The sequence below is a fragment of the Paraflavitalea pollutisoli genome, from assembly GCF_029360705.1.
GTDB classification, from domain to species: domain Bacteria; phylum Bacteroidota; class Bacteroidia; order Chitinophagales; family Chitinophagaceae; genus Paraflavitalea; species Paraflavitalea pollutisoli.
On record NZ_JARKMX010000004.1, the window covers coordinates 257636 to 271247 of the forward strand.

Sequence of the window (13612 nt, forward strand, 5' to 3'; positions counted from 1 at the left end):
TTTGGCTAAAAGGGTTTCTTGTTGTTGGTGACGGTGCCCGACTGCAGTGGGTTGTTGAGGTAGGGCTGGTTATAGTGCCTTTTTTTGTTGAGCTTGTACAAGGCATTGGCCACAGCCCCGAATACAGGAGGAAAGGGAGGCTCACCGAGGCCGGTCGGATCGATGTCATTTTGTACAAAATGCACTTCTATTTTTGCTGGTGCTTCACTGTGCCGGATCATCCGGTAATTGTGAAAATTGCTTTGTTCGGCGGCGCCATCTTTGTGGCTGAGCTTGCCATAAAAGGCATTGCCGATGCCGTCGATCACTGCGCCTTCAACCATGTTGGTGGCGGCATCGGGATTGATCACAATGCCACAGTCGATGGCACTGTACACTCTTTCTACATAGGGGCGGTTATTGCGCATCACGATGTCAACTACATGAGCTGCATAGGAGTTGTGGCAGAAATAGGCGGCCACACCACGGTTATATTTGTTGTTTTCCGGTTTGCCCCAGCCTGACTTCTCTTTCACCAGTTTCAATATGCCTGTATACCTGTCTACGTCGTATTCGTTGTTCCTGCCCACTGGTTTTTCTTTAACTTTCTGCAGCAACTCCAGCCGGAAATCGATGGGGTCTTTGCCCATGGCTTCTGCCAATTCGTCGAGAAAGGATTGTTCAGCTGCTGCATTGAAGTTGGACCGTGGCGCCCGGAATGCTCCAATGGTAATATTGGATGGGATCTGCCAGCCTTCTGCCAGGTAATTGTCGACAGCGCCTGCCGGGAACCGGTTAGCATGTATGGCATGTTCGGGAATGCCACCACCCTTCACATGAAAGGCAATCAGCTTCTTATTGGCATCGAGTGCGGCGCGGTAAGTTGCCGTGTACATGGGCCGGTAGATGCCATAGGTCATATCATCTTCGCGGGTATAGATCAGTTTAACGGGTGCCTGCACTTTTTTAGCGATCAGCGCTACTTCGTACAAGTAGTGGCCATAAGCACGGCGACCAAAACCGCCACCCATACGCGTCATTTGTATTTCTATCTTTTCGGCGGGTAATTGCAGTAGTTTCGCCAGCGTTGGTTCGCTCCAGCCAGGAGCCTGTAAGGGACCGGCCAGCAAGGCTTTTTCTGCCGTTACATGTGCGAAGAAGTTCATTGGTTCCATACAGTTGTGGGCCAGGAAGGGAGCGTTGTAGGTGCGTTCGATGATCTGGGCGGCGTTCTTAAAGGCCGTTTCGGGATCACCGTCTTTGCGCAATTGCTGGGCGGGCTTTTGGGCGTATTCTTCCATTTTTGCCAGCTGGGCAGTCGTGCTTTCCAAAGCCCCGGGCACAGTCACTTCTCTTTTGGTACCGCGGCCTCCAAAGGTATCTTTCGTATCACCAGCAGGTACCCAGTCTACAATAAGTTTTTTGCGGGCATTCATCACTTCCCAGGTCGTATTGCCGACAACGACCAACAGGTCGTTGAAGCTGCGGGTATCGAATCCGCCTTGTTCAAACCCTTCTTCGTATAATTTGAGCGTGAAAACATCTTTAATACCCGGCATTTTCAGGGTTTGTGTTGCATCAAACGATTTCAACTTCATGCCGAATGCCGGTGGATGCTGTATCATGGCGATCAGCATGCCATCTACTTTGTAGTCGATACCGAAGAGTGGCTGGCCGGAGACAATCTTAATGCCCTCCACATTTTTCTGCGAGTTGCGTACGACTTTGAAATCTTTCGGTGCTTTCAGCTTCATGCCTTTGGGCACGGGTAGCGTAGCGGCTTTGGAGGCAAAGCTGCCATATGTGCCGGACTTGCCCGTTTTTTCATGGTAGATGATCGCTGCCCTGGTTGTCAGCTCTTCGATGGGCACACTCCAGGATTCAGCGGCGGCTTGTAACAACATTTGCCGGGCCGCGGCCCCTGCCTCGCGTAGCGGACGCCAATACATGCGCACGGAATTGCTGCCCCCGGTAAATTGGGCGCCCAATTTGGTGCTGTCATGAGGCCCCATTTCCACCACGATCTTTTTCCAGTCGGCCTCCAGTTCTTCCGCCACCATCATGGGGAGGGAGGTCATCACATTCTGGCCGAATTCCGGGTTGGGGTTGAGTATAGTGATGCTGTTGTCGGGATAGATCCTGACGTAGCCGGTCAGTTCATTCCACGCTTCTGGCGCGACAGGATGGTGCGGGGTATTGGCTTGCCCGGCCTTCGGTAGCCACGAAAAACTAATCATCAGCCCGCCACCTGCGAGTAAAGAAGACTTTAAAAAAGAACGCCTGCTATGGGTGGTCCTGGTTTGTTCCATCTTACAAGGTTGTTGTTGTGGGTAATGGTTACCGCGTGGGTAATCCTGTGCGTAATTTACTGGTATTTGCTGATGGACCGCTTATATACATTACTGATCGTCTTACCAATATTACTGATCTGCGGATTATTGGACAAACGATGAAATTTATTATTGTACCAATCTTATTTTCTTTAACCAGCCGGTGACTGCTTTTTCTGCCGCGACGCCTTTTTCGTTTCGAATCACCAGCAGTTTGTCATCTCGTTCCGATCCACCTTCCAGGGAGAAGCCATCCAATACGGTGCTACCGGGACATAGTTGCTTTATCGTTTCAAAACTGCTGCCAACGCCATAGCCTCCATTGGTGTTGAAAGGGATCACCGTTTTGCCGTTGAGATCGTATTGGTGCAGAAAGCTTTTCATCGGAGGGGGCAATTTCATGCCCCAGGTCGGGAAACCCAGGAATACCACCTCATAGGTCTGCAGACTGTCGATGGTGGTTTTGAGGGGCGGAAGAAAGCCGGTCTCGTTTTCATGGGCAACCTGTTGTACGGTCGCCTGGTAGTTGGCAGGATAGGGTTGTTGCGTTTCCAACGCCACCAAATGGCCGCCTACCTGTTTTTGAATGATGGCTGCTATGGCTTTGGTATTGCCGGTGCGCGACAGGTACACGATGAGCGTCTTTTTAGGTAGCTTGTTAGCCGAAGACTGTCCGTTGGAACATCCGGAAAGCATGCAGATGAAGACGAGTAATAGCAAGCCGGGCTTGATGGTGTTTGTCATAGTGGATCCTTATTTAAAGTGTCAATCCAATTTTTTCTCCCGCAGCCAGGTAGACAGCAGGTCGGCGATTTGAACGTTGTTGAGATCTGCAAACGGAAAATGTGTATTGCCATGAATACCGATCTCGGGCAGGTGCACAAGGGTAACATCTCCGCCGTATTTATTGACCACGTCACGCCATTGTCGCGCTACCTGCAGGAATACGCGCCATTGTTCCTGACCGGGGTTCTCGCTCGGGCTGTCAGGAATGTTGTCACCATAGTAGATCACGATGGGAATCTTCGTTAGTTTTTTGAATTCCTGCACCGGTACGGTAGGTGGCACGATCGTACGGCCGCGGAGGACGATGGCTGCGGGTGTTTCTCCTTCGGGAAACAGGTAATCGCCACCAGGCTCATAAGCAACGATGGCTTTTACATTCGGATTCCTCAAAGCGGTACGCCAACCTGGCCCGCCGCTTTGTGAGTGTGTGACCAAAATGCCGGCGCCAATACTGTCGAATATCGCCGATACCGCCCTGATATTTACGTCTGCGTTGTAGGGGCCGATGTTTGGTGCTCCCTGGCGAAAGAATTGGTTCAGTGCGCCTGGGTTGTTGGAAAATTGTACGCCTGGGTAAAACTGCGGCCATACGCCAAACCGGAATATGCCAAACCACAATTGATCATCCGGTGTGGGGATGAGGTTGATGGGTTCGGTGCTGCGGCCACCATGGCCACGTCGGGGTTGGTCGAGCAGGTAAACCGGAAACCTGCGACGTAGGAATAGGGTTTGAAAACCTTCCCGACCATCCGGCGTCGTTTCCCAGGTTTTGGTAAACTGGCCATGGCCATGCCAAAAGACCAGGGGCAGCTTGCGTCGATTGGCTGGCACCTGGTAAAATACATAAGCATGATCGCCATGTAAGGTTTGACCTTCCGTAGGTGGATCTACGGGCTGGTAAGCCCCATGTTTGATGGGGTCGAATATACCCGGCTGAGTCGTCAAGGCACCTCCTGCGGCAAAACTTCCTTGCCTGTCAATGACAAGTGGTCCACTGGTACTTTGTTTTGCGGTGTTGCAGGATGTTATCGTTGCGGCGATCACAAAGCCAGCCAGCCATTTGGTCTTATGATACAGAAGTTCATTTTTCATCTTTTTGATTTTCGTTATTGACCCATTAATCGCGTGAAGGACAGTGACCCCATTTTCCAGGCGTTGCCTTCCGCGATGTACACTTCTGTCACCATGAATGGATTCGTTACTTCATTGCCGCCTACTACTGCCAGCAATCGAATGCGCGTGAGTACGATGGCTGTATTGCCGATCAATTGGGCAGTCGTTTCAAATATGTCAGCCTGTTTGTAGTGTATGCCCCCACTTTTGATGACGTCCAGTTCGCGGTCTTTGCCCCAGCTGCCTCCCATGTGTACAAAGACCGATTTGTCGTGAAATAATGACTTTAGTGTATCCACCTTCTTGTCCGCCATCCATTTCCATTTTTCTTTGGAGAGTGCAATGATGCCCTGCTCCTTATTGCTGTCGTTGAGGAGGATACCGGTGGCAGTCACCGCCTGTGCGCTTGAGGAGACCGGAATAACGGTGATGAAAGAAAGGCCGACGATGAGATTGATGATAATTTTACTGTAGATCATGCGGAGTATATTTTATGTGTTGGATGTTTTCATTGCTGGTCATATTCTTGTTCATTAACGGCATCCAGCCATTCGGTGTCTCCTTTTTCCCGGCCTGTTATGGCAACCTGCACAAACCCACTGTCTTTGCTGGCGCCATGCCAGTGCGGAATATTGGGCGGGCATTTCACGGTCTCACCTTTGCGTATAAGTTTTTTGGGACCACCTTTTTCCTGGTAATAGCCCACGCCGTCGAGGGCGAGTATGATCTGCCCGGCAGGATGGCTGTGCCATTTTGTTCTGGCGCGGGGTTCGAAGGTGACACTGCCAACAGCAACCTGGTTCACACTATCGGCTGCTACGAGGGAATTCAACCAAACGTTTCCGGTAAAGTTGTCGTTGGTGATCTTCCCCCCTTTCGCAAAAACGGGTTCTTGCGCAGGTTGCGGAGATACTGCCTGCTGGTTACAGGAAAACGAAATCATGCCGGACAGCAGGCATATTCTCAGCGTTTTATAATGCTTCATGGTGTTTATAGGTTTTGTTGATAGAAGGTTTTCAACTTATTAACCGCTTGCGATACATATTCGGGCTTCCAATAGGTCTGTATATGGGTAGCGCCATCGATCAAGAACAATTCCTTGCTTTTGGCATTGGAAGCTTTCGCAAATGCTTCATCGGTCATATACTTTGTATCTGCCTTGCTGCCGGCCATCATCAACAGGGGCTGATCGATCAGGTCCATGTTGGCGGCCGCATCCCAGTTCATCAAATCGAGCAGGCTGCTCATGGTATACAGGAAGGTAGAGTTGGGGTGGGCATGTGTTCTATAATAATATTCATAACCCTCACGGTACAGGTCGGTGGTGGTTTTGGCGATCTCTTCATCCGTAATACTTGCCATACCGGCATAGATGATCTCACCGCCTGCCGCTTGCTGCGCACGGGCTTCAGAAGCTTTTTGCAGGCGTTCCTGGATAGTCGCTAATTGGGAGTTCTGAAAGCCATTTCTTCTTACTTCACCGGAGTTGAACATGCTAAGTGTAGCCACCGCTTTAAACCGCTTGTCAGTTTGCACTGCTTTCAAAGTATAGCCGCCGCCGCCACAAATTCCCAATACGCCTAAGCGGTTAGCATCGACCCCTGAGTATCGGGTGATATAGTCTGCCATGCCGTGAATGTCTTCCGTGCGGTAAGCGGGATTGTCCGTATGGCGTGGCTGGCCGCCACTAGCGCCCTGGTAGGCAGCGTCGGCAGCGATCGTTATATACCCCAATTCAGCCAGTCGCTGCGCATACAGTCCGGCCGTTTGTTCTTTGATTCCGCCGTTGGGGTGGGCAACTACTACGGCCGGGTATTTCCTCGTGGCATTAAACCCCGCGGGTGTATATACATTCGCTGCGATATCGATCCCATTGAGTTGATAGGTTACTGCGTTAATATTTACTTTTCCTTTTTCGTTACGCGTGATGGCGCCTTTGTATACCAACGAATATGGATTCTTGTGCGGTGATTTTTGAGCACCTTGTGCTTCCACCTCCTGTAAGCTCGTTATGGATAAAACAGACGATAAGACTATTGATAAGTTTTTCATACTTGTATTTTTTGATTGTGCAGGCCTGGTGTTTACCTGGCCTTGTCTTTTAGGACTGCTTCCAGCACTGCTTGTGCACTGCTGGCTGCATCACTTCCCACGGTGGAGCCAATGAAGCCGATGAATTCCTGCAACTGGGCAGGCGTGATGCCGACGTTGAGGCAGATGTTGAAGTGGCTGTTCAACATGGGTTCAACTCCTCCGATACTGCTCAACACGGATATGGTCACCAGTTCACGTTCGGCATGACTGAGTACATCACGTTCGAACAGGTCGGCGAACAGGTGTTCTTTCAGGAATACATCTATGGCGGGTGCAAAGGCACCGTAACCTGTTGTTGGTCGGTTTTGCGGCGCGCCCGTCAACTGAGTCAGCAACTTCCTGCCACGTTCGTATTTGCTGCTGGTATCGCTGATGGGCGATGCCGTGCGTCCGGGTTCGTCGGTGATCCCTTTTGCCTTGCGTTCTTCCAGTACGGTCATCAATGTTTGCAGCCCGCGGATGCTTCTGGGAAAGCCGCAATAAGCATACAAATGCACGATCGCTTCTTTCGCCTGGTTGATCGTAAGACCACTGTCTAATCCCGCTGATAGCACCTGTTTGAGACGGGGGAGATCACCTTGGGCAGTCTCCGCGCCGACGGCGATGAGGTGGCGTTGCAAGGGCGTTAATGTAGTTTGAACCTTGCTGTTGTTTTGTGCGGTGAGGTTGCCTGCCGTTGCAATGCCGAGCAGCAGTATCGCTGTGAACTTTATGATCTGTGCCTTCATAGGTTTCATTTGATGATTTTTTCCGCCTGGTGGGTGTCCTGTCACTACTTAGCGAGTTTCCTTTCTCCCAACCATTTTACCATTGCCGGGTCGCGGTGGTCGAAGAAACTGCTGGCGTTGGTGTCCAGGGTTTTGATGGCTTCCATGTCGGCCTTGGACAGCTCGAAGTCGAAGATGTTGAAATTCTCTGCCATCCTTTCTTTGCGCACTGATTTGGGAATAGCTATAATGCCACGTTGGTGGAGCCAGCGCAGCACAACCTGTGCTACAGATTTTCCATATTTTCTGCCGATGGACATAAGCCGTTCATTCTTAAACAGGTTGTTCTTGCCTTCTGCAAAGGGGCCCCAGGATTCGATCTGGACTTTGTTGTCCTTCATGAACTGGTGTGAAGCCGCCTGTTGGTGAAAGGGGTGTGTTTCTACCTGGTTGACGGCAGGAACGATTTCATTGTGGATGATCAGGTCCATGAGCCTGTCTGGCTGAAAGTTGCTGACACCGATCGCTTTGATCTTTCCTTCCCGGTATAGTTCTTCCATGATTCTCCATTCACCATATACGTCGCCAAAAGGCTGGTGTATCAGGTACAGGTCGATATAATCCAACTGCAGTTTGTTCAGGGATTGTTCAAAGGCATTTCTGGTACTTTCGTATCCGTCGGACTGGATCCACAATTTGGTCGTTATAAATAGGTCTTCCCGCCGAATGCCGCTGCGTTTGATTGCCCGGCCAATAGCTTCTTCGTTTTCATAGGAAGCTGCTGTATCGATCAACCGGTAACCGGTTTCAATGGCATCTAATACGCTTTTTTCACATTCGGCCAGGTCATTTACCTGGAACACGCCAAAGCCCAGTAGGGGCATTTCAACACCGTTATTGAGGCTCACTGTATTCATGGTATCTCTTTTTTGTAATGCAAAGGTCCTACTGATCGGGCTGGGGTGTGGTATCCCGATTACAGGTTTATTTACCAATGCTACTGATAGGGTTACCTAGCCTGTCGCCGGCTACGTGGTGCTGCTTTCTCGGTGACATCTATGCGTGCTTTTATAGGGTCGGGTATGCCGGCAGCCGATCCGTTTTGCTGAAACTCAAGGATCTTATTCTCCCTCGAATCATAACGCGGCCATGCTGGTAGGCCTGGTCCATTGGGGTTGCCTGTTTTCGCAAAGTTGACCCAATACTGGTTAGCAGTGCGCGCCACGGAATGATCCTTTGCAGTAGGGGTACTTCTACGGTTGGAGTCAAGGGTATTGAATACAAAGGATATCTCAGCGCCATGCGGTACGCCATTGGCCATCCAACGGTGCGCCGAGTCGGGTATATAGGAAAAGCGGTACACGTAAGTGCGGGCGCCGTTGGCGGCGAAAGCGCGGGCCGTGAACCGGGCAGGCTCGGCTTGCACGCGATCGGTGCCTGCCAACACCAGCAACGTTCGTAAGTCGGTGCTGCCCGTTGGGTCGTAAGCGGACATCGCTTCCGATTTATGTAGGCCAAACTGGGCAAATAGGGAGTCTTTGGTATTTGCCTGGATGAATCCTACAAAATCGGCGCTATTGGAGCCAATGATCAATGGTATCCGCGGTGCTTTTCCGGCCTCATAGGCCGCTTGCGCCGTGGTGACTACCAATCGGCCATCAAGAATAGGGCCGGGGTAGGTGATGGGGCCGCCTGGACCAGCTGTTTCCTGGCCACCGTCGACGATATCGGCTACGGATAGCGAACGCAGGCTGGCCAGGGCAACTGCATCGGTGCCCTCTATGTGGTGTCGACGGGCAAAGTTGATGCCGACTGTTTCGGCCGAAACCGGGTAATAGGGATCATTACCGTTCTCCCGGATGGGGCGGCCCGTTAGTACGCCGTCGCGGCCACCGCCGGATTCAATGATCGCTTTGTGAAAAAGACCGCGTGAGGCAGGCATGGTCAGGTGGGTCTGTACGGATACGCCTCCAGCCGATTCTCCGAAAATGGTAACATTTTTCGGGTTGCCGCCGAAGGAGGCGATGTGCTGTTGTATCCATTGCAAGGCGGCTACCTGGTCCATATAGCCGTAGTTGCCTTTCCATTCATTGGGGTGCTCCTGTGATAACGCCGGGAAGGCGAAATAGCCTAATCGTCCCAGTCGGTAGTTGATGGTGACCAGGACGACGCCCTGCCTGGCGAAGGAAGTTCCAGAGAAATCTGGCTGAGCGCCGCTGCCAAATACAAAGCCTCCGCCGTGTATCCACACCATCACCGGTAATTTGGCGTCTGCTTGGGCATTGACCGGTGTCCAGATATTCAGGAAAAGACAATCTTCGGAAGAACCAGTCCTGATAGGAGTTCCGGCTCCGCGGGCACCAGCTTGCGCGCAATCGGCGCAGAACTTAGTGGCGTCCCGTATATCCGGCCAGGCAGGCAGGGGTTGCGGTGGACGCCAGCGTAAAGGGCCTATAGGGGCGGCTGCGTAGGGAATTCCTTTAAAAACATTTATATCGCCTTCCTGCAGGCCGCGGACAGCTCCGGCAGCTGTACGAACTACCGGTTTTGTTTGTTGTGCCGGTAGCAGGTAGCAGGTCATTATCAAAGGTGCTAGTAAAAGTCGTTTCATTGGTGTTTGAATGGTGGGTGTAGCACAAAGGTGGCGGGCAAATGCCTAACGATCCTTACACCGATTACTGGCGTTCTTACCATTATTACTGAAGGGCCGGCACTTCGGCGTAATAGGATAGAATATGGCGTAATTTTAGGACAGTAAACCACGCGATCATGGATAATCTATTGCAATTCAATACGGTCAACGATTACAATGTTTTCAACAACAATCCAACCCTGCATCCGCTGGTCAGCATACTGGATATATCGAAAGCCGATCCCCGGCGGGGCCATCGCATGTATTTCGGTTTTTATGTGGTGTTCCTGAAGCAAGTAAAATGCGGTGACCTGACTTACGGCAGGGATACGTACGACTACCAGGAAGGTACTTTGGTGTTTATGTCGCCCGGTCAGATCGCGGGCAGCAATAGTCCGGACCTATATCAGCCCAAAGGGAATGTATTGGCTTTTCATCCAGACCTTATACATGGCACATCGCTGGGCCGGCACATTCATGATTATTCGTTTTTTTCGTATGAAAGCCGGGAGGCTTTGCACATCTCCGAACGGGAGCGACAGATCGTGCTGGACTGTTTTACGAAGATCCAGTATGAATTGGAGCAGTCTATCGATAAGCACAGCAAAAAACTGATCGCTTCCAACATTGAATTGTTCCTGGATTATTGTCAACGTTTCTACGACCGGCAGTTCATCACGCGGGAGCATGTGCACAAAGGCATCCTGGAGCGTTTTGAAGCCTTGCTGAATGATTATTTCACTTCTGATAAAACACAAACGATCGGCCTGCCTTCGGTGGCCTGGTGTGCTCAGGAACTGAACCTGTCCCCCAATTACTTCGGTGACCTCGTAAAGAAGGAAACGGGTCGCTCGGCGCAGGAATACATTCAAACCAAGATATTGTCTATTGCTAAAGAGCGGATCTTCGACCTCAGCAAGTCAGTGAGCCAGGTGGCCACGGAACTAGGGTTCAAATACCCGGCGCATTTCACGCGCTTCTTCAAACAGCGGGTAGGGCACACGCCGAACGAGTACCGGGGAATGCAGTAGGAATTGCAGGATATAAAAATCAATCAGCCGGGCAAGTTGTGTCCGGCTGATTGATTTTACGGAAGTTGCGCCGTCTACAAGGTCTGCTGCTGCTGTTGTTTCTCCAGTTGGTTCACCCTTTGCACCAGGGTGTCGAGGTTACGGAAATGAATAAAGGCTTTCCGGTACTTATTGGCATCGAAGGCGGGAGATCCCATATAGGTTTCGCCGGCTTTGGTGATGCTCTTGGAGATACCCGATTGCGCAGTGATGATGGTATTATCGGCCACTTGCAGGTGACCCACAATGCCGACCTGTCCGCTGAACATGCAGTTCTTGCCAATCTTAGTAGAACCGGCTACTACACCGTGTGCGGCGAAATAAGTATTCTCGCCCACTTCGACGTTATGGGCGATATGGATGAGGTTGTCAAACTTCACCCCCTTGCGGAGGATGGTGGAGCCCAGGGTTGCCCGGTCGATGGCGCAATTGGCGCCGATCTCCACATCATCTTCGATGATCACATTGCCGATCTGCGGCACCTTCTGGTGATTGTTTTCCGGGTTGAAGCGGAAGCCGTCGCTGCCGATCACGGTGCCGGAGTGAATGATACAGTTTTTACCAATCACCGTCTCCGAATAGATCTTCACTCCGGCAAACAGGGTGGTGTTATCGCCGATCACGGCGTTGTCGCCAATATAGACTTGCGGATATATCTTTACATTGTTGCCTATTTTGGCATTTTCTCCTACAAATGAAAACTCACCGGCATAAATATCTTTTCCTACCGTGGCGCTTTCTGATATGCAAGACATTTTGGAAATGCCTTTTTTGTTCAGCTTCACCTGGTTGTACATTTCCAGCAGTTTGGTAAACGCGCTGCCTGGATCGGCCACCCGTATCAGGGTAGCTGCGATGGGCGCGGTAGCCACAAAATCCTGGCTCACGATCACCAGCGAAGCATTTGTTTTGTACAGGTGGGGGGTATACAGCGGGTTGGCCAGGAAGGAGATGGAACCTGGTTCGCCTTCCTCGATCTTGGATAATTTGCTGATCAGCACTTGTTCGTCGCCTTCTATTTTTCCTTGCAGCAGGTCGGCAATTTGCCGGGCGGTAAATTTCATGTTCAGTGTTTAGAGTTATTTAAAGGGTAACAGGGTACAGGTACCCGGCTAAAGATAACAGAATTAAGTGGTTCGAACATCCAACCCGCCACATAACATTTCGATAACATTAGCGCTATATATTTGCGCCGCTAAAGAAAGCAGCAAAAAGAAAGCAGCCAATGACAGTGCATTCCCAACACGATACAGAACTGTGGCAGCTCGTGCGCCAGGGCGATGGTCCTGCTTTTAAGCTACTCTTCGACCAATATTGGGAAAAATTATATGTATATGCGTACAACCGCTTAAAGTTGGAAGCAGATGCCCAGGATGTGGTACAGGAAGTGATGATCAAACTCTGGCTGCGCCGGTCCACCGTAGTCATTCAAACGACGTTGGCAGCCTATCTCCACGCCGCCGTTCAATATGAATTGCTCGCCCACCTCTCCCGTGCCCTTAAATCGACTGAACGTAAGGCCGAGCTGGAACGCAACATCCTTCCAGACCTGGTCAGTCAGACCGATCCGCTGCTGTTGAAAGAATTACTCGTCATCGTCGAAACCGAGGTTAGCCGCCTTCCTCCCAAAATGCAGCGGGTGTACCGCCTCACCCACGAAGAGAACCTCTCCATCAAAGAAATTGCCGGGCGCCTAGGCCTCTCCGAGCAAACGGTGCGCAACCAGCTCAACAACAGCTACCAGAAGCTGCGTGTGAACCTAAAGAACGCCGTACTCGCCGCCATCTTTCTCCAACATATATAAAGTGGTAACGAAACCCGCGGCCACCAGCCGGTTAGTTTGGTAATAATTCCGTAACAATCGGGACTAGTTAAAAATCCTCCTTTTATGCGCATATAGTCAGGAACCCTAAAAGCTCCGCGCTACCATGCACATTGACCAGTTTGAAGTGATTATCGACCGCTACCTGGCGGGCCAAGCTTCCCCCGAAGAAAAAGCCTTCATCACCACTTGGCTTCATACCAGGCCTGCTGATGCCGAACCACTCGCCGCTGAACGACAGCAAGCGTTGCAGCACACCCTGTGGCGATCGGTGGCCCTGCAAACAGTAGATAAGCCAACAACGGGCAAACCGGGCCTGCTGCGCCAATTGGTGCAACGCCGTACCTGGTTGCCGTATGCGGCGGCCGTGGCTGTGCTGGTGACCGGTAGCATCGTGGTATACCATGGCATGGTGAAGAAAGCAGCGCCGACCTATCAGCTCATCAGCGCCCTGCCAGGTAAGGCGAAAACCATCCAGCTGCCCGATAGCTCTACGGTACACCTGTTTCCCGGTGCTACGGTAGCAGTGCCCGACAATTTCAACCGGGAGGAGCGAATGCTCAAAGCGACCGGCCGGGTATTCTTTGAAGTAAAACACGATACCGCCAAACCGTTCTATGTACAATCGGGCGAGCTACGCACCCGCGTATTGGGTACTTCATTCGAAGTGTATGCCAGCGACAGCCTGCACCAATCTGTTATCGTACGAACCGGTAGGGTGGGCGTGCAATACGGCCAGCAACGACTCGCCCAGCTAACGCCGGGTAAGCGGCTTCGCTTCGATGCACAACAGAATAAGTTACTGATCGACCAGGTGAATGCCGGAATGCTCTGTGAGTGGTGGAACAATGGCATGGTCTTCCACCAGGCGCCCTTGTACGAAGTGATGCAGACACTGACAAACTGGTACAATGTACCGATCCGGATGACCAATACGAAATGGATGACCGAACCAGTCACTATCCGCATAAAAGACCAGGACCTTTCTGCAGCCCTCACGCTGCTGTCGCAAACGCTCGGTTTCCACTACAAAAAGGAAAACGGCCAGGTCCTTATTTATTAACCAAAACCCAACGCCA

13 protein-coding genes are annotated in these 13612 nt (G+C 51.4%); 3 read left to right on the plus strand and 10 right to left on the minus strand.

Annotated elements, in window-relative coordinates:
- Positions 1 to 5: 5 nt before the first annotated feature.
- The 9 genes from P2W70_RS10855 to P2W70_RS10895 all read right to left on the minus strand — a co-directional run bounded on the left by P2W70_RS10855 (position 6) and on the right by P2W70_RS10895 (position 9620).
- The gene (locus tag P2W70_RS10855) at positions 6 to 2288 is read right to left on the minus strand and encodes a xanthine dehydrogenase family protein molybdopterin-binding subunit (protein ID WP_276481477.1); all 2283 of its coding nucleotides are present in this window, start codon (positions 2286 to 2288) and stop codon (positions 6 to 8) included.
- A gap of 150 nt (positions 2289 to 2438) precedes the next feature.
- Positions 2439 to 3053: a flavodoxin gene (locus P2W70_RS10860; protein WP_276481478.1), complete on the minus strand. Its 615-nt coding sequence runs from the start codon at positions 3051 to 3053 to the stop codon at positions 2439 to 2441.
- 21 nt (positions 3054 to 3074) lie between these two features.
- Positions 3075 to 4187 carry an alpha/beta hydrolase gene (locus P2W70_RS10865; RefSeq protein ID WP_276481479.1) on the minus strand — a complete coding sequence of 371 codons (1113 nt, stop codon included), beginning with the start codon at positions 4185 to 4187 and terminating at the stop codon, positions 3075 to 3077.
- Between the two features lie 14 nt (positions 4188 to 4201).
- Positions 4202 to 4687: a nuclear transport factor 2 family protein gene (locus tag P2W70_RS10870; RefSeq protein ID WP_276481480.1), complete on the minus strand. Its 486-nt coding sequence runs from the start codon at positions 4685 to 4687 to the stop codon at positions 4202 to 4204.
- Between the two features lie 29 nt (positions 4688 to 4716).
- Positions 4717 to 5193: a cupin domain-containing protein gene (locus P2W70_RS10875; protein ID WP_276481481.1), complete on the minus strand. Its 477-nt coding sequence runs from the start codon at positions 5191 to 5193 to the stop codon at positions 4717 to 4719.
- A gap of 5 nt (positions 5194 to 5198) precedes the next feature.
- The gene (locus tag P2W70_RS10880; RefSeq protein WP_276481482.1) at positions 5199 to 6260 is read right to left on the minus strand and encodes an alpha/beta hydrolase; all 1062 of its coding nucleotides are present in this window, start codon (positions 6258 to 6260) and stop codon (positions 5199 to 5201) included.
- 32 nt (positions 6261 to 6292) lie between these two features.
- Complete coding sequence (locus P2W70_RS10885) at positions 6293 to 7039, minus strand: carboxymuconolactone decarboxylase family protein (protein WP_276481483.1); 747 nt, start codon at positions 7037 to 7039, stop codon at positions 6293 to 6295.
- 35 nt (positions 7040 to 7074) lie between these two features.
- Positions 7075 to 7926, minus strand: coding sequence for an aldo/keto reductase (locus P2W70_RS10890; RefSeq protein ID WP_276481484.1), 852 nt, complete (start codon positions 7924 to 7926; stop codon positions 7075 to 7077).
- A 92-nt stretch (positions 7927 to 8018) separates the two neighbouring features.
- A complete protein-coding gene (locus P2W70_RS10895; RefSeq protein ID WP_276481485.1) occupies positions 8019 to 9620 on the minus strand; it encodes a carboxylesterase/lipase family protein in 1602 nt (533 codons plus the stop codon).
- Between the two features lie 158 nt (positions 9621 to 9778).
- On the opposite strand from P2W70_RS10895, the gene P2W70_RS10900 reads away from it, so the two are divergent.
- Entirely contained in the window at positions 9779 to 10672 is an 894-nt protein-coding gene (locus P2W70_RS10900) for a helix-turn-helix domain-containing protein (protein ID WP_276481486.1), read from the plus strand.
- A gap of 74 nt (positions 10673 to 10746) precedes the next feature.
- On the opposite strand, the gene lpxD is transcribed toward P2W70_RS10900, so the two are convergent.
- Positions 10747 to 11775, minus strand: a complete 1029-nt coding sequence (lpxD, locus tag P2W70_RS10905; protein ID WP_276481487.1) for a UDP-3-O-(3-hydroxymyristoyl)glucosamine N-acyltransferase — start codon at positions 11773 to 11775, stop codon at positions 10747 to 10749.
- A 161-nt stretch (positions 11776 to 11936) separates the two neighbouring features.
- On the opposite strand from lpxD, the gene P2W70_RS10910 reads away from it, so the two are divergent.
- Positions 11937 to 12515 (plus strand): RNA polymerase sigma factor, encoded by a 579-nt coding sequence (locus tag P2W70_RS10910; RefSeq protein WP_276481488.1) that lies wholly within the window; start codon positions 11937 to 11939, stop codon positions 12513 to 12515.
- Positions 12516 to 12639: 124 nt separating this feature from the next.
- Positions 12640 to 13596, plus strand: coding sequence for a FecR family protein (locus P2W70_RS10915; protein WP_276481489.1), 957 nt, complete (start codon positions 12640 to 12642; stop codon positions 13594 to 13596).
- Positions 13597 to 13612: the final 16 nt, after the last annotated feature.